General features: G+C 53.9%; 24 protein-coding genes. 12 read left to right on the top strand and 12 right to left on the bottom strand.

What is annotated here, in order from left to right:
- Positions 1 to 301 precede the first annotated feature (301 nt).
- The 3 genes from I2123_RS08995 to I2123_RS08985 are packed head-to-tail and all read left to right on the top strand — an operon-like array spanning position 302 to position 3974.
- A complete protein-coding gene (locus I2123_RS08995; protein ID WP_112167134.1) occupies positions 302 to 919 on the top strand; it encodes a sorbitol dehydrogenase family protein in 618 nt (205 codons plus the stop codon).
- Complete coding sequence (locus I2123_RS08990; protein WP_112167132.1) at positions 919 to 2574, top strand: GMC family oxidoreductase; 1656 nt, start codon at positions 919 to 921, stop codon at positions 2572 to 2574. The genes I2123_RS08995 and I2123_RS08990 overlap by 1 nt, the downstream gene beginning before the upstream one ends.
- Entirely contained in the window at positions 2571 to 3974 is a 1404-nt protein-coding gene (locus tag I2123_RS08985; protein WP_213052245.1) for a cytochrome c, read from the top strand. The genes I2123_RS08990 and I2123_RS08985 overlap by 4 nt, the downstream gene beginning before the upstream one ends.
- 67 nt (positions 3975 to 4041) lie before the next feature.
- Here the strand turns inward: I2123_RS08985 and I2123_RS08980 are convergent, their stop codons facing one another.
- From I2123_RS08980 to idnO, 3 genes are all read right to left on the bottom strand, one after another.
- A complete protein-coding gene (locus I2123_RS08980) occupies positions 4042 to 4959 on the bottom strand; it encodes a leucine-rich repeat domain-containing protein (protein ID WP_213052244.1) in 918 nt (305 codons plus the stop codon).
- A gap of 221 nt (positions 4960 to 5180) precedes the next feature.
- Entirely contained in the window at positions 5181 to 5924 is a 744-nt protein-coding gene (locus tag I2123_RS08975; protein ID WP_213052243.1) for an SDR family oxidoreductase, read from the bottom strand.
- Positions 5925 to 5936: 12 nt separating this feature from the next.
- Positions 5937 to 6701 (bottom strand): gluconate 5-dehydrogenase, encoded by a 765-nt coding sequence (gene idnO / locus I2123_RS08970; protein WP_112167124.1) that lies wholly within the window; start codon positions 6699 to 6701, stop codon positions 5937 to 5939.
- Between the two features lie 219 nt (positions 6702 to 6920).
- Here idnO and I2123_RS08965 point away from each other — a divergent pair, with 219 nt between their 5' ends.
- On the top strand, positions 6921 to 7904 hold the full coding sequence (locus I2123_RS08965) for a LacI family DNA-binding transcriptional regulator (protein ID WP_112167122.1): 984 nt from the start codon (positions 6921 to 6923) through the stop codon (positions 7902 to 7904).
- Positions 7905 to 8088: 184 nt separating this feature from the next.
- Positions 8089 to 9444, top strand: a complete 1356-nt coding sequence (locus tag I2123_RS08960) for an MFS transporter (RefSeq protein ID WP_112167120.1) — start codon at positions 8089 to 8091, stop codon at positions 9442 to 9444.
- Between the two features lie 101 nt (positions 9445 to 9545).
- Here the strand turns inward: I2123_RS08960 and I2123_RS08955 are convergent, their stop codons facing one another.
- A complete protein-coding gene (locus I2123_RS08955; protein ID WP_213052242.1) occupies positions 9546 to 10745 on the bottom strand; it encodes a Bcr/CflA family multidrug efflux MFS transporter in 1200 nt (399 codons plus the stop codon).
- 32 nt (positions 10746 to 10777) lie between these two features.
- Positions 10778 to 11485, bottom strand: coding sequence for a 16S rRNA pseudouridine(516) synthase RsuA (gene rsuA / locus I2123_RS08950; protein ID WP_112167118.1), 708 nt, complete (start codon positions 11483 to 11485; stop codon positions 10778 to 10780).
- Positions 11486 to 11838: 353 nt separating this feature from the next.
- Between rsuA and radD the strand changes: the two genes are divergently transcribed.
- On the top strand, positions 11839 to 13602 hold the full coding sequence (radD, locus tag I2123_RS08945; RefSeq protein ID WP_213052241.1) for a DNA repair helicase RadD: 1764 nt from the start codon (positions 11839 to 11841) through the stop codon (positions 13600 to 13602).
- Positions 13603 to 13751: 149 nt separating this feature from the next.
- Complete coding sequence (gene rplY, locus I2123_RS08940) at positions 13752 to 14042, top strand: 50S ribosomal protein L25 (protein WP_112167115.1); 291 nt, start codon at positions 13752 to 13754, stop codon at positions 14040 to 14042.
- Positions 14043 to 14193: 151 nt separating this feature from the next.
- Here rplY and yejK read toward each other — a convergent pair whose 3' ends face one another.
- The gene (yejK, locus tag I2123_RS08935; protein WP_112167113.1) at positions 14194 to 15195 is read right to left on the bottom strand and encodes a nucleoid-associated protein YejK; all 1002 of its coding nucleotides are present in this window, start codon (positions 15193 to 15195) and stop codon (positions 14194 to 14196) included.
- A 221-nt stretch (positions 15196 to 15416) separates the two neighbouring features.
- Between yejK and I2123_RS08930 the strand changes: the two genes are divergently transcribed.
- Positions 15417 to 15644: a YejL family protein gene (locus I2123_RS08930; RefSeq protein ID WP_112167111.1), complete on the top strand. Its 228-nt coding sequence runs from the start codon at positions 15417 to 15419 to the stop codon at positions 15642 to 15644.
- A gap of 24 nt (positions 15645 to 15668) precedes the next feature.
- Positions 15669 to 17450, top strand: a complete 1782-nt coding sequence (gene yejM, locus I2123_RS08925) for an LPS biosynthesis-modulating metalloenzyme YejM (RefSeq protein ID WP_213052240.1) — start codon at positions 15669 to 15671, stop codon at positions 17448 to 17450.
- Positions 17451 to 17532: 82 nt separating this feature from the next.
- On the opposite strand, the gene I2123_RS08920 is transcribed toward yejM, so the two are convergent.
- The 4 genes from I2123_RS08920 to I2123_RS08905 are packed head-to-tail and all read right to left on the bottom strand — an operon-like array spanning position 17533 to position 21009.
- Positions 17533 to 18033, bottom strand: a complete 501-nt coding sequence (locus tag I2123_RS08920) for a protein disulfide oxidoreductase (protein WP_213052239.1) — start codon at positions 18031 to 18033, stop codon at positions 17533 to 17535.
- Positions 18020 to 18604, bottom strand: a complete 585-nt coding sequence (locus I2123_RS08915) for a DsbA family protein (RefSeq protein WP_112167105.1) — start codon at positions 18602 to 18604, stop codon at positions 18020 to 18022. Before I2123_RS08915 ends, I2123_RS08920 begins: the two co-directional genes overlap by 14 nt.
- Positions 18604 to 20643, bottom strand: a complete 2040-nt coding sequence (locus I2123_RS08910; RefSeq protein ID WP_213052238.1) for a protein-disulfide reductase DsbD family protein — start codon at positions 20641 to 20643, stop codon at positions 18604 to 18606. The genes I2123_RS08915 and I2123_RS08910 overlap by 1 nt, the downstream gene beginning before the upstream one ends.
- Positions 20644 to 20697: 54 nt before the next feature.
- A complete protein-coding gene (locus I2123_RS08905) occupies positions 20698 to 21009 on the bottom strand; it encodes a copper resistance protein (RefSeq protein ID WP_244207706.1) in 312 nt (103 codons plus the stop codon).
- A gap of 260 nt (positions 21010 to 21269) precedes the next feature.
- On the opposite strand from I2123_RS08905, the gene I2123_RS08900 reads away from it, so the two are divergent.
- The 3 genes from I2123_RS08900 to I2123_RS08890 all read left to right on the top strand — a co-directional run bounded on the left by I2123_RS08900 (position 21270) and on the right by I2123_RS08890 (position 24379).
- Positions 21270 to 21512 carry a DinI family protein gene (locus I2123_RS08900; RefSeq protein ID WP_112167099.1) on the top strand — a complete coding sequence of 81 codons (243 nt, stop codon included), beginning with the start codon at positions 21270 to 21272 and terminating at the stop codon, positions 21510 to 21512.
- Between the two features lie 222 nt (positions 21513 to 21734).
- Positions 21735 to 23507: a penicillin-binding transpeptidase domain-containing protein gene (locus I2123_RS08895; protein WP_112167092.1), complete on the top strand. Its 1773-nt coding sequence runs from the start codon at positions 21735 to 21737 to the stop codon at positions 23505 to 23507.
- Positions 23508 to 23992: 485 nt separating this feature from the next.
- Complete coding sequence (locus tag I2123_RS08890; protein ID WP_056778417.1) at positions 23993 to 24379, top strand: helix-turn-helix domain-containing protein; 387 nt, start codon at positions 23993 to 23995, stop codon at positions 24377 to 24379.
- A 5-nt stretch (positions 24380 to 24384) separates the two neighbouring features.
- On the opposite strand, the gene I2123_RS08885 is transcribed toward I2123_RS08890, so the two are convergent.
- Both I2123_RS08885 and ompC read right to left on the bottom strand, forming a co-directional pair.
- Positions 24385 to 24852, bottom strand: coding sequence for a nuclear transport factor 2 family protein (locus tag I2123_RS08885; RefSeq protein WP_112167091.1), 468 nt, complete (start codon positions 24850 to 24852; stop codon positions 24385 to 24387).
- A 169-nt stretch (positions 24853 to 25021) separates the two neighbouring features.
- A complete protein-coding gene (gene ompC, locus I2123_RS08880; RefSeq protein WP_112167089.1) occupies positions 25022 to 26149 on the bottom strand; it encodes a porin OmpC in 1128 nt (375 codons plus the stop codon).
- Positions 26150 to 26198 lie beyond the last annotated feature (49 nt).

Below are 26198 nucleotides of genomic sequence, written 5' to 3'. Positions count from 1 at the left end.
CTCCTTTTAACCGACGCCATATCCCCTGACCGCGTCACTAATTTCATAGTGAAATGAACCGGTTGGTTACACTTTTTATCGCGCCGCATCATACGTTAAAATCTGGATCTAATGTTAATAAATCCGCACAATTTGTTTGCACAAAACCCTCATTTTTGGCTTATCATCCGCATCGTTATTACTGATATAACCTGTCAGGATGAAAGACACCCGCCTTAACCTTCTGATAAATATCATAATGAGTCGTTGAATTACGCATTCCTGAGTCATTTGGCTCACACCCAACCCAGCGAGAAATGAGATGGAAAACGATCCTTCAATCAATGGAAACAATGCGACCGCGAATGGAACCGGTTTCAGTCGTCGCGAACTGCTGAAAGGTTTAACCTCAGCGATGGTCGCCACCACCCTGCTCGGCTTTCCCTTCCTGAGTCAGGCCGAAAAAGAAACCGCCACGCAGTCGCCGGTGATCTTCGGGCAGTTCTATCTGGTCTCACAGGCCATCACCGAACATAAAAATATCAGCGAAGGCTCTTCAGCCCAGATTTTTAACGCATTCCACCGCTCGCAGCCGGATTTCGCCGCACAGGTCAGTAAACTCCACGCGCTGGTCAGGCCGGGGCAATCCGCCAAAGCCTTGCAGGAAGCCGCGAAGCAAAACGGCCTGGGTGAACTGGTGACCAGCATCGTCACCGCGTGGTACACCGGCACTGTCGGTCATGGTACCGATTCCATTCTAATTTCTTATAAAGATGCCCTGATGTACCGCCCGGTAAGCGACGGCCTGATTGTGCCGACCTACTGCGGCAACGGTCCGCTGTACTTCACCGCCGCGCCACCCGACGCCGCGATGCCTGAATCAATGAACGCTGACCGTTTCACCAATACTTCTGAATCTGCTGATGTGAGCAAAGCCTGATGAAAAAACCCGAATTTACCGCAGACGGCGATGCGTCTGCTGATGTGATCGTTGTCGGTTCCGGCGTCGTGGGCGGCATGATTGCCGATCAACTGGTCAGCCAGGGATATTCTGTATTGGTGCTGGAAGCAGGTTTGCGTATCGAACGCGCGCAGGCAGTAGAAAACTGGCGCAATATGCCGTTTGAAAACCGCGCCGGCTCTGATTTTCAGGGGCTTTATCCGCAGTCAGAGAACGCCCCCGCACCGTTGTACTTCCCTGAAAATAACTATGTGCATCTGACAGGCCCGAGCGCGAGCAGCTTTAAACAGGGTTATCTGCGCACCGTCGGCGGCACCACCTGGCACTGGGCGGCGTCCTGTTGGCGTCACGTCCCTAACGATTTCAAAATGAAGACGTTGTACGGCGTGGGTCGCGACTGGCCGATTTCCTACGAGGAACTCGAACCCTATTACTGTCGTGCGGAAGAAGAAATCGGCGTAGCAGGTCCGAACGATCCTGCGTTGCAATCCCCCGTGGAGCGCAGCAAACCTTACCCGATGGAACAGGTGCCTTATGGTTACGGCGATACCCGCTTTGCCGAAATCGTTAACCCGCATGGTTACCGCTCGGTGCCGATCCCGCAGGGCCGCAGCACGCGTCCGTGGAACGGTCGCCCGACCTGTTGTGGTAACAATAACTGCCAGCCAATTTGCCCGATCGGTGCGATGTATAATGGTATCGCCCACGTCGAACGTGCCGAAAACAAAGGCGCCGTGGTACTGGCCGAAGCCGTGGTTTACAAGATTGATACCGACGAAAACAACAATGTGACGGCGGTTCACTGGCTGGATAATCAGAAGAAATCACATAAGGCGACCGGCAAAGTCTTTGCACTGGCCTGTAACGGCATCGAAACCCCGCGTCTGCTACTGATGGCAGCTAACGAAAAGAACCCGAACGGTATCGCCAACTCGTCCGATCACGTTGGCCGTAACATGATGGATCACTCCGGCTTTCACTGTACTTTCATCGCTAAAGAGCCGCTGTGGATTGGCCGTGGCCCGGCGCAGAGCAGCTGTCTGGTCGGCCCGCGCGACGGGGATTTCCGCAAGGATTATTCCGCCAACAAGATGATCCTCAACAACATCAGCCGCGTGATCCCGGCAACGTCCAAAGCGTTGCAGATGGGTCTGGTGGGCAAAGAGCTGGATGAAGAAATCCGCCGCCGTTCTATCTTCGGCGTGGATTTATCCATCAGCCTGGAGCCTTTGCCGGATCCAAACAACCGCCTGACGCTTAGCACCACGCGCAAAGATCCACACGGCCTGCCGTGCCCGGATATTCATTACGACGTCGGCGATTATGTACGTAAAGGTGCGGAAGCGGCGCACAAGCAGCTGGAACATATCGGCTCGCTGTTTATGGCAGAAGAATTCAACATCACCACCAGCCTGAACGCCAACAACCACATCATGGGCGGCACCATCATGGGCAATGATCCAAAGGATTCCGTGGTCAACGGCGAATGCCGTGCGCACGACCATGCCAACCTGTGGCTGCCGGGCGGCGGGGCGATCCCGTCCTCCAGCGTGGTGAACAGTACGCTGACCATGGCCGCGCTCGGTCTGAAAGCAGCGGATGATATGGCGAAAAAACTGGCGGGTGCAGCATGAAGAAAATCCTTGTTGCCTGCCTGTTAAGTGCCTCACTGAGCGGATTCGCACTCGCGCAGGATAATCAGGCGGAGCTTATCCGCCAAGGGCAAGAGGTGGCGACTGCGGCCGACTGTCAGGCCTGTCACACCGCGCCGGAAGGCGGTAAAGCCTTTGCCGGTGGGTATGAAATCCACTCGCCGATGGGCACGATTTACACCACCAATATCACGCCGTCGAAACAGTTTGGTATCGGTAGCTACACCGAAGAGCAGTTTGTCCGTGCGGTGCGCGAAGGGGTGCGTCCGGACGGCGCAAACCTCTATCCAGCCATGCCTTACACCTCTTACAGCCATATGAGCGATGCCGACATGCATGCGCTCTATGTCTATTTCAAAGAAGGTGTGAAGCCGGTCGAGCAGCCAAATACTGAAACCGCCCTGCCGTTTCCGTTCAACATGCGTATTGCGATGGCCGGCTGGAACATGATGTATCTCGACAGCACGCCGTTTAAACCGGATCCGACCAAAAGCGAGCAATGGAACCGTGGTGCGTATCTGGTGAACGGTGCCGGTCACTGTGATACCTGCCACACTCCGCGTAACCTGATGATGGGTTCCGTGACGGATAAACCACTGGCGGGCGGCATGGTCGGTCCGTGGTATGCACCGAACATCAGTTCTGATCCGGTGAGCGGCATCGGTAACTGGTCGCAGCCGCAGCTGGTGGAATACCTGAAAACCGGCAAAACTGCCGGGAAAAACCAGGCCGCCGGTGGCATGGCAGAAGCCGTGCAAAACAGTCTGCAATACATGTCTGATACCGATCTCAATGCTATCGCCTTCTACCTGAAAAACAGCACGCCGGTACGTGACCCGCGTGATACGCAGGCAGCGGATACCTTTGGTAAACCGGTCAATGTGGAAGACGGTCTGCGCGGCGCGCATCCGTACAACGCCAATCACACCATTGATAACGGTGCCGCGTTGTTTAGCGGCTACTGCGCCAGTTGCCACCAGCCGGACGGCTCAGGCAGCAAAAATCAGGCGTATCCGTCGTTGTTCAACAACACCGCCACCGGCATGGGTAATGCCTCCAACCTGATTTCCGCCATCCTTTACGGCGTAGATCGTCAGGTCGGTGACCATCACGTGCTGATGCCGAAATTTGGTGTGGGTTCGTACGTCGGCCAGCTCGACGATCAGCAAATCGCTGACATCTCCAACTATGTGTTGAAGAATTACGGCAACCCGACCATTGAGGTCAATGCGCAGGATGTCGCGGTTTTACGTGCAGGGGGACCGGTCACCCTGCTGGCACAGCTGCAACCGTTCATGGCTCCGGCGATGGTCGCGGGCGTAGTGATTCTGTTGGTGCTGATTTTCTGGCTCGGCAGAAGGCGTAAACACAAAGCGGCGTAATCTTCCGCCGCTGTGAAATGCAATGCAAAACGGCCCTGTCTGGGCCGTTTTTCTTAGTTTTCTACGTTTATTCAAGATACTGAGTCACCTGACCACTAAAGGGGACTTCCAGGCCATCAATACTTATTGATTGATTAAACTCAAACGTCACTTCTTCAGTATTTTCAGGAATAGCAGACCAGATAATCTGGCCATTATTATATATCCCTCCATTACTGACAGAGGTGACAGGAATTGGCGAACCATCAACATTTATCACAGGATCATTAAGGGTAAGTGAACCTGTATTTGGCACAGGATCTATCTGTACATCCTGTGAATTTACATCCAGAAAGGTTAAAGACTTCATTCCAGATAATGCAGATAAATCACTAATGCCATTATCCGATAACTCAAGTTGCTCTAACTGCGTAAGACCCGAAAAGTTCGATATATCTATCATTCTCGACCCCTGAAGATATAGATTTTTTAAGATTACCAAATTTTCAATGCCGGGACATGTGCGGATATTATTACTGCTCAGATTAAGGCTTTCTAAAGAAGTCATTTCTGAAATGAAATCACCGTAGGTTAAACTATTATTATTCAGATCCAGATCGTTAAGATGAGTAAGATTTTTCAGAGGAGAGCCCGTGGTAATATGATTCCCTCCTGCGGCAAGGCGCGTAAGTTGCGTCATGTTCACCAAAGGCTGTAAAGACGCTAACTGATTATATTCAACATTTAAATAAGTGACATTAATAAGATTTTCTGCACCTGTAATATCCGCAATACCCATTTCCGCACAGCTAATCTGCCCCGTTAAACCCGCGAGCTCGGTATCTGTCAGAGGCATAGCAGGGAGTTTACCAAGATGGTCATTCAGGCAAGCACGAAATTTATCATCGGGTACATTCACCACTTCAGTGGCCAGACTCCAACATGAATACAGTGAACTGCTGATAGTTAAAAGTAAAAAAGGCAGTAGTTTATTTTTAATGAACATATTAACCCTCCGGTTGGCTTAAGTTATTTCATGTCTAACAGCGCGTTCTCTGTTAGATTTTCAAAGTAACATAATCAAAAAGAGGAATAATTAGGTCAGAGACGTGTCATTACTGAGACAAAACCACTTAAAATAGATATGTTTTAATAACTTTCATTCACCCAATAAATATATAACTGAACGGGAATGATATATAAACCATCAATCCCCGTTTCCAGTCATTATCCCCGTCCGACCAGTGGCATGGCGCTCGCCATTACGGTCATGGTCAGAACGTTGGTATCGAGCGGTAATCCGCCCATAAACGCCACCGCTTCCCCGACGCGTTCCACCGGGATCACCGGCTCCTCAGCGATTTGCCCGTCGGCCTGCATTCTGCCCGCCAGCGCCTTGTTACCCATGTCAGTCGCCGCATTTCCCACGTCGATTTGACCGCAGGCGATATTAAACGCGCGGCCATCAAGCGCCGTGGATTTGGTCAGGCCGGTGATCGCATGTTTGCTGGCGGTGTATGGGGCAGAATTCGGGCGCGGAGACTGCGCCGAAATCGATCCATTATTGATAATGCGACCTCCCTGCGGCGACTGTTGTTTCATCAGTTTTACCGCCGCCTGAGTACACAAAAAAGTGCCTGTCAGATTGGTATTAATCACTGACAGCCAGTCTTCTACCGCAAGCTCTTCGATTGGCACATCTTTCACGTTATTACCGGCGTTATTGAACAACAGATCCAGCCTGCCGAAAGTTTGCTGAATTTCCGTAAACAGCGCCGCCACGGACTGCGGGCTGGTAACGTCAAGCTGCCGCGCCACCGCCTGCCCTTGGGCGAACTGTGCGACGGCCTGCTCCAGTTTTTCGATATTCCGTCCGGCCAGGATCACTGTGAATCCGGTGGCGGCCAGCGCCTTCGCGGCGCTTAACCCGATGCCGCTGCCACCGCCGGTGATGAGTGCAGTCTTATTCATCGTAACTCCTTATTAAACAGCCGCTAACATGCCGCCATCAATGAAAAGAAGATGCCCATTGACGAAGTCCGAGGCTTTGGAAGACAGATACACCGCACCGCCGACCAGCTCTTCCGGATTTCCCCAGCGCGCAGCCGGCGTACGTTTGCACAGCCAGTCGGAGAACTCTTTGTTATCCACCAGCGCCTGCGTCATGTCGGTTTTGAAATAACCCGGCGCAATGCCGTTCACCTGAATATTGTAGCGCGCCAGCTCCACGCACATCCCGCGCGTCAGCATTTTCACCGCGCCTTTAGACGCAGCGTAAGGCGTGATGGTGTCGCGGCCCAACTCACTTTGCATTGAACCGATGTTGATGATTTTGCCGCGCTCACGTTGGATCATATACCGCGCCACGGCCTGCGAAACGAGGAACACTGATTTCTGGTTCACGGCGATCACGTCGTCCCAGTCTTTTTCCGGGAACTCGGTAAACTTGTGACGGCGCTGGATCCCGGCGTTATTAATCAGCACGTCAATCGGTCCGATTTTGCTTTCGATATGGTCAATCGCCTGATTTACCGCCTGACTGTTGGTGACATCGAACGAGACGGCATGAGCGATAAATCCTTCGGCGCGCAATGCTTCCGCCGCTTTCTGTGTAGATTCAGTCTGTGTGCCGTTGACGATAATTTCGGCACCGTGCTGCGCCAGCCCTTTCGCCAGCAGGAAACCCAGACCGCGCGTGGAGCCGGTAACCAGTATCTTTTTATTATCCAGTGAGAAGAGATTTGTCATAGCGTTGGCCTTATGAGGGAAGCGGTTCCAGGAAGTTAGCCACACTACAACGTTTTAGGCGCGGGCAAACTGTGATGCAGATCACTTTGAAGGATGTTAAAAAACCCTGTTACCCCTGATGTGATCATCATCATTTTGATAACAATCTCCGGCGCTTTCTGTTTCAATATTCAGGTAACGTTATTGAGCAAAGCAGTCAGGAAAACCAGGACAAAAAGCATGAGAAATCAGCGCGTGACACTACAGGACATCGCCCAACTGGCGGATGTTACCAAGATGACGGTCAGCCGTTTTCTGCGCACGCCGGAAAAAGTGTCCCCTGAAACCCGCGAACGCATCACCAAAGTCATGGAAGAAGTCGGGTATCCGCTGGAAGAAGCGCGCGGGCCTGCCAAAGCGCCGCGCATCGGCATCCTGGTACCCTCGTTCAATAACCAGATTTTTTCCGATTTGCTGGCCGGTATTGAATCCGTCACCGCCGCGCAGGGCTACCAGACGCTGGTCGTTAATTACGATTACAGTAAAGAGCGCGAAGAAGAACACATCATCAACCTGCTGGGTTATCAGCTGGCGGGGCTGATCCTCACCGATTGCGTCCACACGCTGAAAGCCGATAAATACCTCAATGCCGCCGAAATTCCCGTCGCACAGGTGATGGATCTGGATGATACACATGGCCGCATCGCCGTCGGTTTTGACAATCAGCAGGCCGGTTACGATATGGCAAATACCCTGCTCGCCAGCGGCAAAGAACATGTGGTGTATTTCGGGTCGATGTCTGACGCGCGCGACCAGAAACGCTATCAGGGTTACCGCCGTGCGATGGATGAACGCGGACTCACGCCGCTGCACATCACACCCAATAAAGTCTCTTCAGTGTCGATTGGCGCAGGCATGTTAGCGATGGCGCGCCAGCTGGATCCGCAGACTAACGCGATTTTATGTACCAACGATGATATTGCGGTAGGCGTGTTACAGGAATGCCTAAAACTCGGGATCCGTGTCCCGCAGGATATGGCGATTTCCGGCTTCCACGGGCTGGATATCGGCCTGGCGACCACGCCACTGCTGGCCAGTGTTATTACCCCGCGCTTCGAAATGGGCAAAGTGGTGGCCGAGATATTGCTTAAGAAAATCAAAAACCTGCCGACCATCGAACGCGTCGATTTACATTACCGGATCTCTCTTGGCGGCACCATTTAACGCGGCTTGCGCCCTTCTCTTCGGGGGTTAACATCCCCTGTCCCCTGCCCGAAGTGTGGCGCAGGATCACGTTACGGGTAACACCTTTTCTTAACATAATTCAACGTGACTCATGTCACGAAATACTTTCCTCAAAATGCTTTTATTAGGTCATCGCCGGATACAAGTACACAGAGGAAAGAATATGAATAATAAGATTCCTAAGGCCCGCTGGTTACGCGTCATTGCTCCCATTCTTATCGCCTGCATTATTTCGTTCATGGACAGGGTGAATATTAGTTTCGCCATGCCCGGCGGAATGGATGCCGAATTAGGCATTACCGCCTCGATGGCCGGACTGGCTGCGGGTATTTTCTTTATCGGTTATTTATTCCTGCAAGTCCCCGGCGGCAGCCTCGCCGTTCACGGTAGCGGTCGCAAATTTATCGCCTGCTCGCTGATTGCCTGGGCAATCATTTCCATCCTCACCGGCTTTATCACTAACCAGTACCAGCTGCTGTTCCTGCGCTTTGCGCTGGGGGTGGCGGAAGGCGGGATGCTGCCGGTGGTGCTGACCATGGTCAGCAACTGGTTCCCGGACAAAGAACGTGGCCGCGCCAATGCCTATGTACTGATGTTCGCACCGCTGGGCGGGATGATCACGGCTCCGCTGTCTGGCCTGATTCTGGACACGCTCGACTGGCGCTGGTTATTCATCATCGAAGGAGCATTGTCCTTTGTAGTGATGCTGTTCTGGTGGTTCACCATCAGCGATCGTCCTGAAGAGGCCAAATGGCTGTCTGAACGCGAACGCGATTATCTGGTGACGGAGCTGAACCGCGAACGCGACGCCCTGCGCGCACTGGCGCCGGTGAATAATGCGCCGTTGAAAGAGGTATTTCGCAACGGTTCTATCGTCAAACTGATCATCATTAACTTCTTCTATCAGACCGGGATTTACGGCTACACGCTGTGGCTGCCCACCATCCTGAAAAACCTGACCGGCGGCGACATGAGTTCAGTTGGCATGCTGGCCATCATTCCTTACGTGGGCACGATGCTGGGGATCCTGGCGATGTCGGTGTTGTCCGATAAAACCGGTAAACGCCGCATGTTCATCGCCCTGCCGCTGTGTGGATTCGCGGCCTGTCTGGCGGCGTCGGTGGCTTTTGGCCACAACATCATGGCGGCCTACGGTTTCCTGGTCGGTGCCGGTTTCTTCCTGCAGGCCGCCACCAGCGCCTTCTGGACCATTCCGGGCAAAGTCACCACGCCGGAAGTGGCCGGCAGTGCGCGCGGTGTGATTAACGGTCTGGGAAATCTGGGCGGTTTCTGCGGCCCATATCTGGTCGGCGTGCTGGTCAGTCTGTACGGTCAGAGCACGGCGATTTACGCCCTGGTCGCCTCGCTGCTGATTGCAGCTGCGGTCACCACGCTACTGCCGAAAGAGTGTGATATGGCGCTGATCCCCGGCGCTAAAGCCAAAGCGATGGCCGATGAATATGCCAGAGCCAAAGCGGCACGCAGGGTTCAGGGAGTTAAAGCGGAGATAGTGGGTTAACTATTAACGCATCCCTCTGCGATGGGAGAGGTCGGGAGGGGGCTGAGCAGGCAAAATCTGAATTAACGCCCCTCCCCTTCGCAGGGAGGGGCTGTACGGGCTCAGTTAACCGCCACTTTCGCCGGACGGCTGGCATACAGATACAGCAAGGTGGCCGCAATCACGCAAAACGCCATCGAGCCCACCATAGGCCAGGCGCTTTTCGCGGTAAACAACGAGAGGATTGAACCGATCGCCGCGCCGGTACCGAAACGAATCGTTCCCGCCAGCGACGCTGCGGTGCCTGCCATATGCGGGAAATCATCCATGATCACTGCCATCGCATTGGACGTCACCATCGCAATTACGCCGACGTAACCTGCCACGCCCATCACCATCGCCCAGAACGGTAACCCGAGCAGACAGACCACCACCAGCCAGATGCCCATCACCAGCTGTACGAACAGGCCGAAGCGGAACATTTTCACCGCGCCCGCGCGGCGGACGTTGCGGCTGTTTATGATAGTCAGGATAACCAGCGCCACGATGTTCAGCGCAAAGTAAAAGCCGAAGTGCTGCGGCGAAACACCGTTAAGTTCGATATACACGAACGGACCGGCGCTGAGGAAGGAGAACATCCCGGCGAACGAGAAACCACTCGCCAGCATATAACTCAGCACGCGCTTATGGCGAAACAGCGACACGAAGTTGCCGATACTGGTGCGCAGATGGAATTTTTGTCTTCGCTCTTTGGGCAACGTTTCTTTGATGTATACCGCCACCAACGTAGCGGCAATCAGGGCGGCAATGGCCATCGCCCAGAAAATCGCGTGCCAGCTAAACAGCACCATCAGCACGCCGCCCAGCATTGGAGCGAGCAACGGCGCGACGGTCATCACCAGCACCACGAAAGACATCATTCGCGAGAACTCGTCTTTGGTGAACATATCGCGCATCAGCGCGTTGATCACCACGCTGGCAGCCGCTGCGGCTAACCCGTGCAGGAAGCGCATCCAGACCAGTTGCTCGACCGACTGCGCCATCGCACAGGCACCGGCCGCTACCGCAAAGATCATTACGCCCCAGAAAATGACCGGCTTACGTCCGAGGCTGTCCGCCATCGGCCCGTAAAACAGCTGCCCTATCGCAAAACCCAGCACGTACGCGCTGAGGGTCATTTGCACACTGCCCGCCGGAACACCATATTCCTGCGCGATCACGGGCATACTTGGCAGATACATATCGATAGCTAAAGGCATCAGCATCGATATCAATCCCAGAATGAAAATCAATCCAATATGGGATACCGGTTTTTCCTGCACGTTCACCACCCAATTAATAAGACAAAGTAAAACTATCGCCCAGGCATGCCAACGCTGGCAATTTCCTGCTCAGTTAAACGACGATACTGACCCGGCTCTAAATCTTCATCCATCACGATCTCGCCGATACGCTCACGATGCAGCGCCACCACGTGGTTGCCCACCGCAGCAAACATGCGTTTCACCTGATGGTAACGGCCTTCGCTGATGGTCAGTCGCACAACACGCTCATCGATTTGCTCGAGCTGCGCCGGTTTGGTCAGGGAATCTTCGTTGTGCAGTTGCACGCCCGCTTCGAACTGCGCGGCGGTGTCGTCAGCCAGCGGATTCTCGAGCGTCACCAGATAGGTTTTTTCGCACTGATGGCGAGGCGAGGTAACACGGTGCGACCACTGGCCGTCGTCGGTCATCAACACCAGACCAGTGGTGTCGATATCCAGGCGTCCTGCCGCATGCAGTTTGTACGCTACTGGCTCTTCGAGAAAATACAGCACGGTCGGATGATCGGGATCGTCCGTAGAACATACGTAGCCCTGCGGTTTGTTGAGCATGAAATAACGTGGACCGGTGATTTGATCCAGCACATTGCCGTCGAAGGCGACGACCTGCTCGGGGCTGATTTTCATCGCGCCGGTTTTGACGATGTCACCGTCAACGGTGACACGTTTATTGCGAAGCTCGCGCAGCACGAGCGCGCGGCTTACACCTAATTGCTGAGATAGAAACTTGTCCAGACGCATTGGATCGGCTTGCCTTACATGGCGATCTGAGTGACCGCGTTACTGATAAAACACAAGACCCCGCCGCCGCATTTAAGCAACTGACAGGGTTCAGGGTTGTTCGGTTCGTAATACTTTCAATTCGCAATAACTGCAAAACGTGATTATTACTTCGAGGGGGCAGACGCACTGCCGCATTGAGACAGAGAGTATAGCCGCGCTTAGCGGAGCATCCTAGAAGGAAAACATAAAAATAAGCAGGCTAAACATTCACGTCGGGTGATTTGATTGCTCATCGCCATCCGGCGGATTTCTTGGCATACTTCACCACTGTGGTTATTTACAGGAAAAAACCAAAAGGTGACTGGTAAACCGTGACTGCTTTTACACTCCGCCCCTATCAGCAAGATGCCGTGGATGCCACGCTGCGTCATTTCCGTCAGCACGATGAACCGGCGGTGATTGTGCTGCCCACAGGCGCCGGAAAAAGTCTGGTGATTGCCGAACTGGCCCGCGTGGCGCGTGGCCGCGTGCTGGTGCTGGCGCACGTCAAAGAACTGGTCGCGCAAAATCACAGCAAATATCTTTCCTACGGTCTGGAGGCGGACATCTTTGCCGCCGGGCTGAATCTTAAACAAAGCAGCGGCAAAGTGGTGTTTGGTAGCGTGCAGTCCGTCGCCCCCAATCTGGCGGCGTTCAGCGGCGAGTTTTCCCTGCTGATTGTCGATGAATGCCACCGGATTTCCGACGACGATACCAGCCAGTACCAGCAAATCATCACCCACCTGAAAGCGCAGAATCCGCGCCTGCGGCTGCTCGGGCTGACGGCCACGCCCTATCGTCTCGGCAAAGGCTGGATTTATCAGTATCACCATCAGGGCATTGTGCGCGGCGACGCCAACAGCCTGTTCCGCGACTGTATTTATGAACTCCCGCTGCGTTACATGATCAAAAATGGCTTTCTGGTGCCGCCGGAACGGCTGGACATGCCGGTGGTCAGCTACGATTTCAGCCGTTTACAAGCCAACAGCAACGGGCTGTTCAGTGAAGCGGATCTCAACAACGAACTGCGCCAGCAAAAACGCATCACGCCGCACATCATCAGCCAGATTGTCGAATTCTCGCAGGATCGCAAAGGCGTCATGATCTTTGCCTCCACCGTCGAACACGCAGGGGAGATTTTCGGTTTGCTGCCAAAAGGCGAAGCGGCGCTTATCAGCGCACAAACCCATGCGGTCGAGCGTGACCGGCTGATCACCGCCTTTAAACAGCAGCAGTTACGCTATCTGGTCAACGTTTCAGTGCTGACCACCGGCTTCGATGCGCCGCACGTCGACCTGATAGCCATTTTGCGGCCAACCGAATCCGTCAGCCTGTACCAGCAAATTGTCGGACGCGGGCTGCGTCTCGCGCCGGGAAAAACTGACTGTCTGATCCTCGATTACGCCGGAAATCCGCATGACCTCTTTACACCGGAAGTCGGCAGCCATAAGCCTGCGGGCGATAACAAACCGGTGCAGGTGTTCTGCCCGGCCTGCGGCTTCGCCAATATCTTTTGGGGGAAAACCACTGAAGACGGCACGATTATCGAGCATTTTGGCCGCCGCTGTCAGGGTGTGCTGGAAGATGACGACGGCAACCGCGAGCAGTGTGATTTCCGCTTTCGCTTCAAAAGCTGCCCGCACTGCGGCGCAGAGAACGACATCGCCGCGCGCCGCTGCCATCAGTGTCAGGAAATTCTGGTCGATCCTGACGATATGCTCAAAGCCGCACTGCGCCTGAAGGATGCACTGGTACTACGCTGCGGCGGCATGAATCTTGAACACGGGCGCGATGATAAAGGCGAATGGCTGAAAATCACCTATTACGATGAGGATGGCGCAGACGTCTCCGAACGTTACCGGCTCAGCACGCCCGCCCAGCGAATGGCTTTTTTGCATAATTTCCTGCGTCCGCATCAGCGAGCGCCGGGCGTACCGCTCGAATGGAACACCGCGGCGGATATCGTCGCGCAGCAGGTTTTGTTGCGGCACCCGGATTTTGTGGTCGCGCGTATGAAAGGTCAGTTCTGGCAGGTGCGGGAAAAGATGTTTGATTACGAGGGGCGATACCGGCGTGCCAACGAGCTGCGCGGATAATATCCAGATAGGACTTTTAGTCCCACGGGTATTCCGGTATCATACCGCCCGCTTTCGCCATGTGTGGAAGCAGCAATACTCAACTCGTCACTCGGTCGCAGGTGGCGGGGCAAATTTATAAAGAAGTATTTCTTATAGAGAAACATACAATGTTCACTATCAATGTTGAATTACGTCCAGAAGCAGAGCAGGGCAAAGGTGCGAGCCGCCGCCTGCGTACAGAAAACAAATTCCCAGCTATCGTTTACGGTGGCTCAGCTGCTCCAGTTTCCATCAAACTGGACCATGATTCTGTAAAGAACATGGAAGTTAAAGCGGAGTTCTACTCTGAAACTATTACTTTGGTTATCGACGGTAAAGATACCCTGGTTAAAGTTCAGGCTGTACAGCGTCACCCGTTCAAGCCAAAACTGGCTCACATCGACTTCGTTCGCGTTTAATCGCTGATCGGGTTGTTGCGCATCGGGACGCCGTGCGAGAACAAATAAAAAACACCGCCCAGGCGGTGTTTTTTATTGGCTGCGATCCAGGTTCGCGCTGTGCTCCTCCCCTTCGCAGAGGAGGGAGTCGACCTGGCTATTTTCTCATTATTTATTTGCCGGATTTTCGCTGCAACTGATCCCGCAGATTTGGCGGTGTGCCTTTGATGGTCAGCGTGTCGGTCGCCGGATCCCAGAAAATACGCTCGCCCATCAGCATCGCATCAAAGTTGATGGTAAGACCGCCGCCGCTGCCAGCGAATTTGGTCAGCTGACGCAGCGTACTGCGATCTGCCGGGAAAGTTTCTTCCAGCTGATAGCCCTGCTCCTGGGTAAATTCTTTGAATTTCTTGTCATTCCACGGCGGCAGTTCTTCAGACAAATCATCCAGCGCGATCTCTTCGCCCGCCTGCAACTGCTCGTTGCAATAGGTATAAACCTGCTGACGGTAATTCTGACGCTCGTTTTTATCGAGCTGCGCTTCGGTACAGAAATCATCGACCGCCTGCAATAAGCCACGGTTCTGCGCTTTGGTGTCAAGCCCGACCCCGGCGCCAAGGAAATCCATGAAGAAATCAGAGACCTTGCGCCCTACCCGGCCTTTCAGGAAGGTCAGATAGCGGGTGGATTCCGGATTGGTTTCCCATTCGGTCAAATCGATACGCGCCACGATATCCGCATGGTTGATGTCGAGATAATGAATGCTGCTGACGTCCAGCTGTTCGTTGACGCGCATACTGCTGCGGCTGCTGAGCACTGCCACCAGCAAATATTCAACGGCTAAGAAGCGATAATGGCAGAACAGCACCACGCCGCCTTCGGCGAACGGATACTTCGCCAGCTCATCACGCAGGCGGCCGGTGGCGGCGCGGCTGAATGACAGGAAATCATCGTCCCCTTTGCGGCAGCTGCGTAACGCCTCTTTCAGCTCGCTGTCTTCGTTGAACAGACCATAGGCTTTGCTTTTTGCGCTATAAACGCGGTGCAGTTCAGCCATCATTTCGTCAACGGCAGCATTAGGCGTCAAAAGCGTATCGCGCAGTACAACATCCAGCGTTTGCTCATCGCGCTTGTTCAACTGGTGCAGAGCGATCTGCTCGATATCCAGACTCATGGGGACTTTCTCCTGTTTGAAATGCAGCCGTGTAAGAGGGGTTTGCCTGCGGGGCGTATTCAAACACTGAAGCGCCAAAGCCGCAACCACTCCCACTGCGGAAATACCGATTAATAGATGCGATCAATAACGCAACGTTATCTTCGTTATAAAAATGCGGAAAATGGGGGCGCGTTACGTTAAGATATTGGACTTTGTCAGATCAAGAAGCACATTACTCTATGGCACAATCATCCCGTTACAGTGACGAACACGTTGAACAACTCCTTTCCGAGCTGGCAACTGTTCTGGAAAAGCACCGCGCCCCAACCGATCTTTCTTTGATGGTTCTGGGCAATATGGTGACTAACCTTATCAATACCAGCGTCGCTCCTGCACAGCGCAAAGCGTTATCTCAGTCTTTCGCCAGTGCTCTGCAAGCGTCGATAAGAGAAGATAAAGCCCATTAATCCTTTACTTGCCCAAACCCTCTCATGGTGACAAATAGTCAGCGCTATCGCGAAAAAGTTTCCCAGATGATCAGCTGGGGCCACTGGTTCGCCCTGTTTAATATCCTGCTCATTCTTGGGCTAGGCAGCCGCTACCTGTTTGTTTCTGACTGGCCTTCCTCGCTGCAAGGTCGCATTTACGCGTTCGTCAGCTGGCTTGGGCATTTCAGTTTTATCGGTTTCTCCGCCTATCTGCTGATCATCTTCCCACTGACCTTTGTGGTGATGTCGCAACGTTTGTTGCGATTCCTTTCAGCGATACTGGCAACCGCCGGGCTCACGCTCCTGCTGGTTGATACCGAAGTCTTTACCCGCTTCCACCTGCACATTAATCCTGTGGTGTGGGAGCTGGTCGTCAATCCCGGACAGGGTGAGATGGCGCGCGACTGGCAGCTGATGTTTATCGCCTTGCCGGTGATTTTCCTGCTTGAAATGCTCTTTGGTACCTGGGCGTGGCAGAAGTTGCGCAGCCTGAACCGCCGCAATTTCGCCAAACCCATCGTCATACTGTTTATCGCCAGCTTCTTTGCTTCGCACCTGATGTATATCTGGGCGGATGCCAATTTTTATCGTCCGATCACCATGCAGCGCTCGAATCTGCCACTGTCTTATCCAATGACGGCGCGTAAATTCCTTGAGAAGCACGGTCTGCTAAATGCTGCGGAGTACCAGAAGCGTCTTGTTGAGCAAGGGAATCCGGAAGCGCTGGCCGTAGAGTATCCGCTGAACAACATCACGTTCAACGCCACCGGTACCAAATACAACCTGCTGATGGTCGTACTCGACGGCGTTCACACGTCGACGCTAAACCAGGATATGCCTGCGCTGACAGAATTCGCCAGAGAGAATGTCCGTTTCGGGCAGCATTTCAGTTCCGGCAACCGTGAAGATACCGGCCAGTTTGGTCTGTTCTACGGTATATCTCCGACTTATATGCCGGGCATTCTGGCGGCGCGAAAACCTTCGGCGCTGGTCACTTCTCTGGAACATCAGGGCTACGAATTCGGTCTGTTTGCCTCTGACGGCTTTGATAATCCGCTGTATCGTCAGGCACTGCTGACCGACTTTACGCTGCCCGCACCGGTCAAACAGACTGATGAACAGACGGTAGCCCAGTGGAGGCAGTGGTTGAACGTGCGCGGCAATGGCCCGTGGTTCTCTTACGTCAATCTCAACGGTATCAGTTCCGCGCTGCGTCAGAACGGCGACAGCGTTCCGGTGGGCAACACCTTTATTCATCGTTATCAGCGCGGCGCGCAAAACGTTGATCAGCAAATCACGACTATCCTGCAATCGCTGAAAGAGCGCGGAGAACTGGATAAAACCGTGGTGGTCATCACCGCCTCGCACGGCATTGAATTCAACGAGAACGGCACATGGGGTTCAGGCAACACAATGAACCGCCAGCAAATGCAGGTTCCGCTGATCATTCACTGGCCGGGCACCCCGGCGCAGAATATTGACAAGCTGACGGCGCATGCGGATGTGATGACCACGCTCATGCAACGCCTGCTCCACGTGACAACCTCCCCCGCAGATTACTCGCAGGGCGAAGATTTGTTTGCCGCCAAACGCCGTCACAACTGGGTCACCACCAGCGATGAGGGTACGCTGGTCATCACCACGCCAACTCAGACGCTGGAACTGGAAAGCGACGGCGATTACCGTGCGTTCGATGAGAACGGTAAGCGCATTAAAGATCAAAAACCTGAGCTGAGCCTTCTGCTTCAGGTGCTGACCGACGAGAAACGCTTCCTCGCCAACTGATTTTTTTGCATATAGAACATCGTTAAAAAAAGGCCTTCACCGATCTGTCAGTGAAGGCCTTTTTGTTTTGTCAGTATGTGGATTATAACCCCGCCCACCACAGCCTGGCTTTCATCCCCCAGTACGATGTCCAGCCGGTGGTCGTGCTGACCACTCTGCCTTTATCAATAATGACGAACGTCGGCGTCACGCCGATGTCCCACTGAGCGGAAAGCTCGCCGAGCGGGTCATTCACCACCGGCATCGCGATATTTTTCGCCGCCAGATACTGCCGGATTTTCACTTCATCGCCAGAACGCAGCGCCACGGAGAGAACGTTACCACCCTCTTCTGCCAGCGCCGCCACGTCTGGCGTGGTCATTTTGCATACCCCGCACCACGTTGCCCAGAAGTACACCAGCAGCGGTCGCTGCTGGCTTTGTTCAAGCAAAGTGATTTTCTGACCTTCGAGTAATTGTAATGGCTGACTGCCGAAATTAGCCGGTGCCTGAGGTCCGCGCAGGAAATCCATGGCGAACATTACGGCCACAATAATCAGCACCAGAATGCCCAGCTCACGCGCCCAGCGTTTAAGCTTTGTCATGCTTCACCTTTGCCAGCTGCTCCTTCACAAGTTTATTGAGATCGTCCCAGCTGATCGCGCCTGCCACCAGCTGATCGCCAATAATGGTGGCCGGTGTGCCCTGAATACCCAGCACTTCGGCGATTTCCACATTGGTTTTCAGTTCAAGATAACTGGCGGGCGTGACCGTGATTGGCGCAAGTCCCACGCTTTTCACTGCTTCCACCGCGCTGGCCTCGTCATGTGGCCCCTTTTTGGACATAAGACGCTGATGCACCGCCTGAAACTTTTCGGGATGCTGCTCCCAGACGGTCATCGCCGCGCGACCGGCAATGATCGAACTGGCCCCGCGAAACGGCAGCAGTTTGATGACCACGGATACGTCCGGATTTTCCTTCACCACCCGCTCCAGCAGCGGGTCGAACTGTTTGCAATACGGGCAGTTATAATCGGTAAACGACACAATGGTCAGCCGCGGATTTTTCGCGCCAAAGTGCGGCGTAGCGGGGTTGTTGAACAGCGTCTCCTCCGGCGTCATCGCCAGCACAGCCGGGGAAATTACCATCATTAATATCAGCATTAACATTTTCATTATTCAGTTCCGCGGGCTTTTTTCAGCCCTTGTAAAACGGCTTCGCGGGTCAGCAGTGGCGATAAAATTTCGCCTTCCGGCTGGGACGGGCCATAAATTTGATTGAAAGGCACGGCGACACTGCCGCGTTTTTGCAGAAATTCGGTGATGTTTCTCGACGGCAAACTCCAGTCACCGCGCAGGGCGACAACGTGATTTTCCGTTAGCGCTTTTTGCACGTCTTCACGCATCAGAACGTTATATTTATTGGCTTTACAGGTGACACACCAGTCAGCGGTGACATCCACAAATACCACTTTGTTCTGCGCCAGCGCGTCCTCAATTGCCTGTTCGGACAACGGTTGCCAGCGAATTTCATCCCGGCCCGATGGCTTGCCTGAGCTGAAAGTCAGACCAAAGAAAATGATCACCGCGACAATAAGCCCGCCCCCGGTCACCGCCGCCGTGCTGCGCACACCGTAGTGACGGGCAGAAGCAACTGTCAGTGCCAGCAATAATAAGGCGGCGATGATAATAACCGTCTGAACAGAAAGGTGATTTTGCATCAAGCTAAGCAACCACAGGCAGGCGGCGAGCATCAGGAACCCGAGCGTCAGCCGTAGTCGCAGCATCCAGCGGCCAGGGCGCGGCAGACGCAGCGCCAGACCCGGCCACAGCGCAATCACCAGCCACGGCAGGCTCATGCCTGCCCCTAACATCAGGAAGACGCCCCACAGCACCGGCAGTGAAGCTGCCAGCGCAAAGGCCACGGCGGTACCGAGAAACGGCGCAGAGCACGGCGTCGCCAGCAGGGTCGCAAACGCGCCCTCGGCAAAGTGACCGGCTAATCCGCCGCGTTTTTGCGACGCTAAGCGGGTAGTCATGCGAGAAGGCAGATTGATTTCAAACAGGCCAAGCAAATTGGCGGTAAACAGCGCGGTGACCAGCACCATCAGCCCGATAAACCACGGGTTCTGAAACTGAATTCCCCATCCCAGCGTCTGATGAGTCAGGCGTAATACCGTCATCAGCAAAGCCAGCGCGAGGAACGAGGTAATAATTCCGGCGGAAGATGCCAGAAATTGTACGCGGACGCGTTGCCGGTCACGCTCTGCCACCTGCAAAATGCTACCAAGTTTCATACCCAGGACCGGTAGCACGCACGGCATCAGATTGAGAATAAATCCTCCCGCCAGCGCCATCAGCGCAATCTGCCACAACGCGATCCCCTTTGCGGACTGTGCAGGAAGTGCGCCGACCTTCAGGCTCATCTGCTGCGCAAGGCCATTGTCGCTCAGCACGACACTGACGGTTTTACCGCTGAGTTCACCGGCATCATCGCCCCACTCATCGGTCACCGGCAGCGTCACCCGCAGCTGCTCACCCTCAACCTTCACCACAGGTTTACCAAACGCGCTGCCTTCCAGCGTATCAATAAACAGTTCAGGTTTTTGCCAGCCCTGAGCGCGGTGAGCGTCAATCTGCAAACTTCCGCGGCGATAACCCGCTGAAGCCTTATCCGTCAGCCCCTGCGCAATCGGTACCTTGCCCATCGCCACAGCAAACTCACGGGAAAAATCCTCGCTTTCCGTGGATTTACGCAGATCCAGACTGAAAGGATAATCGGTCAGGATGCAGACGTTGCTGCACACCGGTAACGTCAGCGTGCCGGAGAGCGTTTCCGGCGTTTTACCAGCGAACACCAGCGGCAAACTCACTTCGTCGTGATAGCCCTGGGTGGTGATACCGGCGACATCAAACCGCGACGGCGTCGGCCAGAACCAGGTGGCTGATTTGCCCACGGCGACATTCTGCCAGCTGATCGAGGGTGCAATACCGCCCTCGCCCGGCGATCGCCAGTAGGTTTTCCAGCCCTTTTCCAGACTGACAGACAGCAGCAGCCGGGTGTGTTGCGCATTAGCGTCCGCAGGCTGAGCCTGCAAACGCACCTTCGCATGGGTATTTTGCGGACTTTGCAGCCAGCCGGAATCGGCCGCTGTCCCGGTATTCAGCCAGAGCATCAGAAAGCAGCCGAACGCCGCCCTGAATAAACTTCGCATAGATTTTCTCCAAAAATAAAAGATCACGTCCTGTTGAACAACGCAGACGTATTTTTATTCCCGGAAAACGCACAGCCGCAGATGTACCCGCAATCGCGGTACAGGCACGGCCTCGGGCAGAAGACAGCGAATGGCCGCCATGTTGCCGCGTGACAAAAAGGCCAGCAGCAGGCTCAGCGCCAGAAATGCAAATTCTAAGAGTAATGGCGGCACAGACAGCAGCGATTTGCTGGCCAGTTCGCAGGGGGTGGGAATAGACGAGAGGTCAGAAGGCAGTTCATTCAGCGCGGGTGAACCCGATTGCGTCACAGCGTCCTGTTTCAAAATGGCAGTCAACGCGTTCAGCCCGGCGATGCGCTGCGTCATACAAGTTAGTATGACAAGACATGCCAGGCAGAAAAAAATCAGTGCTGAACGCCGTTGTGTATTCACAGTTCCCTCATCTATATCCGCGCCATTCTAACTGGCAACAAAACATTCACAAGAGCCAGGGGCCGCGAATTACATGAATTTACGCTCAAAAAGGTGAAACTGATTCCAGTCCACCGGTGAAAAACAGCTAGAGCGCCCCGGTCAGTTACTGTATATTTAGCCAGTTAATAACATTGATAATAACGAGGAAAGTTATGCGGGTTGAACTGATTTTTGACAAACGGAACGTGTCCGGCATCCCTAATGCCAGTGAAAAAATTGAAGCCGAGCTAGCCAAACGCGTTCACCGGATGTTCCCGGATGCTGACGTGAAAGTGAAGCCGATGCAGGCTAACGGGCTGAACACCCACGGTGCCAGCAAGCAGGAACGTTCACAATTAAACCAAATGCTAGAGGAAATGTTCGAAGAAGCCGACGAATGGCTGTCAGTCGAATAAAAAACGGCGTTGTGGTTGCACTTGCTTACAAAGCGCAATTGAAATAAACAATCCATAGCTTGGGCTTAATATAAGATATTGGTGATATACGAAATTCATTATCAATCAGAGCGATGAGTCGCAATATAATGGGTACACACTGGATTGATTTTGTCCGGTTTTAGTGTTCCCGCGCACCTTCGCTTTTCGCTTCAAATGCGTCAATGACTTTGCGAAACCGCCATGCCACCGAGCTCAAAAAAATCCAGCGCCCAACCCCATTTTTACGCCAAGCGCTTTGCGCTGATTTGCCTCGGCATTGTCTGTTGCATGGCGCTTCTGCTTGGCCGGGTGGGCTATTTGCAACTGCTCAATCAGCCGATGCTGGAAAAAGAAGCCGACTCGCGCTCGCTGCGTTCCAACGTTATTCCCGCCGTGCGCGGGACGATATCCGACCGTAACGGCCATCCGCTGGCGTTAAGCGTCGCTTCCAAAGATATTGTCGCCGACCCCTTTCGCATTCTCGAATTGCACAGCGATCTGAACAGCCCGAAATGGCAGTATCTGGCCTCCGCGCTAAATATGCCGCTGTCACAATTACAGCAAACCATCAACAGCGATCCGCAGCGCCGCTTTGTGTACCTGGGCCGAAAAATTGAAGAAGGCATCGCCGATGATATCGGTCAGTTACATCTGGGTGGCATCAGCAGCATCCATGACGACAGCCGTTACTATCCGATGAGCGAAGCGGCGGCCAATCTGGTCGGCGTGGTGGGCACCGATAACGAAGGTCTGAACGGTATCGAAAAAGGCTTCAACGCGCTGCTAGAAGGTAAACCGGGCATGCGCGAATACCGTCAGGATCGCCACGGTAACGTCATCGGCGTATTGAAAGAAGTCGCGCCACAGCAGCCACCGACCATCAACCTGAGCATCGACAGCTTTATGCAGTACGTACTGTACTCGCGTCTGCGCACCGGCGTGTTGCTCAATCAGGCTGAATCTGGCGCAGCGGTGCTGGTGGATGTGAACACCGGTGAAATTTTAGGCATGGCGTCGTTCCCGTCCTATAACCCGAACAACTACGCTGGCGTGGCGGTCAAAGACATGCGCAACGTCGCCATCAGCGACAGCTTCGAGCCGGGTTCAACCGTGAAACCGCTGGTGGTGATGGCCGGTCTGGCGCGTAAGATGATCCGTCCTGACTCCGTACTCGATACCCATCCGTACACCGTCAACGGGCACCTGATAAGAGACGTCGGCCACTGGCCTGCGTTAACCATCACCGGCATTTTGCAGAAATCCAGTGATATTGCCGTCTCGCACATCGCGCTGGCGATGCCAGCCAACGTGCTGGTGCAGCTCTATCAGTCCTTCGGTTTAGGCAAAGCCACAGATTTAGGCATCGGCGGCGAGAGCAGCGGTTACTTCCCGGCGCACCGTGAGCGCTGGGCGGATATCGAACGCGCCACGTTCTCCTTCGGCTACGGCCTGCGCGTCACGCCGCTGCAAATCGCCCGCGAATACGCCACCATCGGTTCTGAAGGTATTTATCGCCCACTGTCGATCACCAAAGTGACGCCTCCGGTTCTCGGCACCCGCATTATGTCCGCTGATGTAGTGCGCACCGTGATTCACATGATGGAAAGTGACGCCCTGCCCGGCGGCTCTGGCCTGAGTGCGGCGGTTCCCGGTTATCGGCTGGCTATCAAAACCGGTACCGCAGAAAAAATGGGCGCCAGCGGCAAATACGACGGCGGTTATATCAACTACACGGCTGGCGTCGCACCGGCGAGTAATCCGCGCGTGGCGCTGGTGGTCATGGTCAACAATCCGCAGGCAGGTAAACACTTCGGTGGCTCGGTGGCAGGCCCTATCTTCGGACAAATCATGGGTGAAGTGCTCAACCACATGAACATCGCCCCTGACGCGCTGGTGCCTGAAACGCCGCCAACCACCATCATAAACGGCGGGCAGAAGACCGATCTGGTGAGGCGTCCGGCGACTGAAGGGTAGATCTGCGTCACAAGTTCACTGGATTTGTGGGGAAAATAGGGTTAACGTTCGCGTGATTTGATTCCTGAAACTCAGTTTCAGGAAACTTGCAGATGATTTCCCTATGCTGGAGGAAGAGCTCAGGCTCTGATAAAAAACAATGAAACGCCTTTTTATCGTTTTGCTGGTCTTTGTTGTGGTGTGTCTGGCTGTTATTGCACTGAATATGCAGGGCAGTGGCCCCTGGTAACTGAGGTAGCTTATGCCAACGCGTAAGAACTTTATCATTCTGATCGTTCTTATTCTCGCCGGAATGGTACTTCTGGACGATGGCATTGCCCGGTTAATTCACTGGATCCTGTTACGCTAAATCATGGCCCCCCAGGCTGCACGCGCAGTTCTGCTCTGCGGGCCATTTTGTTCCCCACTTTCCTGAGCAACACCTGCAACGCCATCAGAGCGAAGTCGTGTATAATAGCGATATTCGACATTAATACAGACTGGTTATGGCTCAAGACATTCATCTCGCAATCGTCAGCGCACTCAGCAAATGGATCGAAGGCCACCTTGGCCGCGTGATCCACCTCGAAGAACTGGCTGAGTACTCAGGCTATTCGCTCTGGCACATGCAAAAACTGTTCAAGGAATCGACAGGCATTTCTCTGGGGAAGTACATCAGAGAACGTCGTCTGGCGAGCGCTGTCTATCAGCTGAGCAGCAGTGAAACACCGATTTTTGATATTGCGATGGATTTCGGATTCGGCTCGCAGTCGCATTTCACCTACATGTTCCGCAAGCGTTTCAACATTACGCCCCATGAATTCCGCCAAAACCCCGACATCAAACTCGATGTTTCGCCCCCGCTGCATTTGATCCACCAGAAATCAGCCTGAGGCTGTCAGAACCCCATGTCACTCAGGCCGGGATGCGTATCCGGCCTGCGCCCCAGCGGCCAGTGGAACTGGCGTTCACTTTCCTGAATCGGTAAATCGTTGATACAGGCGTGACGCGCAAACATCTGCCCCTGTTCGTTAAACTCCCAGTTTTCGTTACCAAAGCTGCGGAACCAGTTGCCGGAATCATCTTTCCATTCATAGGCAAAGCGCACCGCAATCCGCGCGCCGTCAAAGGCCCAAAGTTCTTTAATCAACCGGTATTCCAGTTCTTTCGCCCATTTGCGTTGTAAAAATGCGACGACGGCCTCCTGCCCCTCAACGAATTCGCTGCGGTTGCGCCAGCGGGTATCGGCTGAATAAACCTGACTGACCCGCTGTGGATCACGGCTGTTCCACGCATCTTCGGCCAGACGGATTTTTTCGATGGCGCTTTCGCGGGTGAATGGCGGTAACGGCGGTTTGATTGACATACTGACCTCGGCTGTAGAAGAAAATACTCCCGACACAATAGCGGCGTTTAGCGGGGTTCTCACGCCAAATCGTGCCCATAAAAAACGCGGCCACTGATGGCCGCGCTCTTTTACTGCTCATTCTTTACTGCACAATTCTAAACGCATTCTGTGTCTGAGAAAGGCACGCTTAGAACTGGTAAACCAGACCCACCGCCGTCACGTCATCGGTATTGATACCGGCGTTGTCGGTGAAGGTGCTGCTGTCGATCAGGTTGATTTTGTAGTCAACGTAGGCCGACATGTTTTTGTTGAAGTAATAGGTCGCACCCAGATCGACGAATTTAACCAGATCCTGATCCTGGTAGTTATTACCCAAACGGTCTGTGCCTAAATCTTTACCGCGAGTCTGGTTATACGCCACGAACGGACGCAGACCGAAGTCGAACTGATAGCTGGCGTAGGCTTCGAATGCCTGCGACTCATTCGCATAACCGTAAGCTTCTGAATCGGTAGAACCGAAGCGGGAAGCGTTGTACGCCTGAGTGAACATTGCGGCCAGATAGACGTTGTTGGCGTCATATTTCAGGCCACCGGTATAGCCTTCGGCTTTTTTGCCGTCGCCCATGATCCCCGGTGCAGAGTTTTGCTCGTCAGTACGGTCAGAGTTGAAGAAGGCACCCGCCACGCTGACGCCAGCGCCAATATCGTAGCTTAGGGACATCCCGTAACCGTCACCGTTCTGCGTCAGCACATCGCGCGTACCCGGTTCACCGCCGCCGCTGTCGTTTTTACCCTGATATTGCAGGGCAAAGTGCAGGCCATCAACCATGCCGAAGAAGTTATCGTTACGGTAGGTCGCTACGCCGTTGGTACGCTGGAAGAGGAACTGGTCCGCGCCATAGGTGGATCCATCGAACTCTGGCTGCATGTCGGTCCACGCCGCGACGTCGTACAGCACGCCGTTGTTACGACCATAGTCAAATGAGCCCATATCACCAAATTTCAGACCGGCAAACCCATAACGGGTGAAGGCGCGATCGCCGTCGTCAGAGCTCTCAGCCTGGTTGGCCTGAACCTGATATTCCCACTGTCCATAGCCGGTCAGTTGGTCGGTTATCTGCGTTTCACCTTTGAAACCTAAACGAATGTAGCTCTGATCGCCGTCAGAACCGGCGTTGTTGGAAAAATAGTGTAAACCGTCAACCAGACCGTAAAGGTCCAGTTTGTTGCCATCTTTATTATAGACTTCTGCCGCACTTGCTGAGCCCGCCACCACTAATGCTGGGATCATGAGCGAGAGAACACGGAGTTTCATTTTATTTATCCTCGATAGGTGTCGAGCCGTGCCACTGAATGTAAAGTAT

The organism is Rahnella inusitata (assembly GCF_018288855.1).
Lineage (GTDB): Bacteria > Pseudomonadota > Gammaproteobacteria > Enterobacterales > Enterobacteriaceae > Rahnella > Rahnella inusitata.
The sequence above is the reverse complement of the archived record's forward strand: the minus strand, read 5'-3'. Positions and strand labels throughout refer to the sequence as shown.

What these genes read in the sequence shown, in the direction of transcription:
- I2123_RS08995 (WP_112167134.1), top strand. Translation starts at nt 302, where the DNA reads ATGGAAAACGATCCTTCAATCAATGGAAACAATGCGACCGCGAATGGA.
- I2123_RS08990 (WP_112167132.1), top strand. Translation starts at nt 919, where the DNA reads ATGAAAAAACCCGAATTTACCGCAGACGGCGATGCGTCTGCTGATGTG.
- I2123_RS08985 (WP_213052245.1), top strand. Translation starts at nt 2,571, where the DNA reads ATGAAGAAAATCCTTGTTGCCTGCCTGTTAAGTGCCTCACTGAGCGGA.
- I2123_RS08980 (WP_213052244.1), bottom strand. Translation starts at nt 4,959, where the DNA reads ATGTTCATTAAAAATAAACTACTGCCTTTTTTACTTTTAACTATCAGC.
- I2123_RS08975 (WP_213052243.1), bottom strand. Translation starts at nt 5,924, where the DNA reads ATGAATAAGACTGCACTCATCACCGGCGGTGGCAGCGGCATCGGGTTA.
- idnO (WP_112167124.1), bottom strand. Translation starts at nt 6,701, where the DNA reads ATGACAAATCTCTTCTCACTGGATAATAAAAAGATACTGGTTACCGGC.
- I2123_RS08965 (WP_112167122.1), top strand. Translation starts at nt 6,921, where the DNA reads ATGAGAAATCAGCGCGTGACACTACAGGACATCGCCCAACTGGCGGAT.
- I2123_RS08960 (WP_112167120.1), top strand. Translation starts at nt 8,089, where the DNA reads ATGAATAATAAGATTCCTAAGGCCCGCTGGTTACGCGTCATTGCTCCC.
- rsuA (WP_112167118.1), bottom strand. Translation starts at nt 11,485, where the DNA reads ATGCGTCTGGACAAGTTTCTATCTCAGCAATTAGGTGTAAGCCGCGCG.
- rplY (WP_112167115.1), top strand. Translation starts at nt 13,752, where the DNA reads ATGTTCACTATCAATGTTGAATTACGTCCAGAAGCAGAGCAGGGCAAA.
- yejK (WP_112167113.1), bottom strand. Translation starts at nt 15,195, where the DNA reads ATGAGTCTGGATATCGAGCAGATCGCTCTGCACCAGTTGAACAAGCGC.
- I2123_RS08930 (WP_112167111.1), top strand. Translation starts at nt 15,417, where the DNA reads ATGGCACAATCATCCCGTTACAGTGACGAACACGTTGAACAACTCCTT.
- yejM (WP_213052240.1), top strand. Translation starts at nt 15,669, where the DNA reads ATGGTGACAAATAGTCAGCGCTATCGCGAAAAAGTTTCCCAGATGATC.
- I2123_RS08920 (WP_213052239.1), bottom strand. Translation starts at nt 18,033, where the DNA reads ATGACAAAGCTTAAACGCTGGGCGCGTGAGCTGGGCATTCTGGTGCTG.
- I2123_RS08915 (WP_112167105.1), bottom strand. Translation starts at nt 18,604, where the DNA reads ATGAAAATGTTAATGCTGATATTAATGATGGTAATTTCCCCGGCTGTG.
- I2123_RS08910 (WP_213052238.1), bottom strand. Translation starts at nt 20,643, where the DNA reads ATGCGAAGTTTATTCAGGGCGGCGTTCGGCTGCTTTCTGATGCTCTGG.
- I2123_RS08905 (WP_244207706.1), bottom strand. Translation starts at nt 21,009, where the DNA reads ATGACGCAGCGCATCGCCGGGCTGAACGCGTTGACTGCCATTTTGAAA.
- I2123_RS08900 (WP_112167099.1), top strand. Translation starts at nt 21,270, where the DNA reads ATGCGGGTTGAACTGATTTTTGACAAACGGAACGTGTCCGGCATCCCT.
- I2123_RS08895 (WP_112167092.1), top strand. Translation starts at nt 21,735, where the DNA reads ATGCCACCGAGCTCAAAAAAATCCAGCGCCCAACCCCATTTTTACGCC.
- I2123_RS08890 (WP_056778417.1), top strand. Translation starts at nt 23,993, where the DNA reads ATGGCTCAAGACATTCATCTCGCAATCGTCAGCGCACTCAGCAAATGG.
- I2123_RS08885 (WP_112167091.1), bottom strand. Translation starts at nt 24,852, where the DNA reads ATGTCAATCAAACCGCCGTTACCGCCATTCACCCGCGAAAGCGCCATC.
- ompC (WP_112167089.1), bottom strand. Translation starts at nt 26,149, where the DNA reads ATGAAACTCCGTGTTCTCTCGCTCATGATCCCAGCATTAGTGGTGGCG.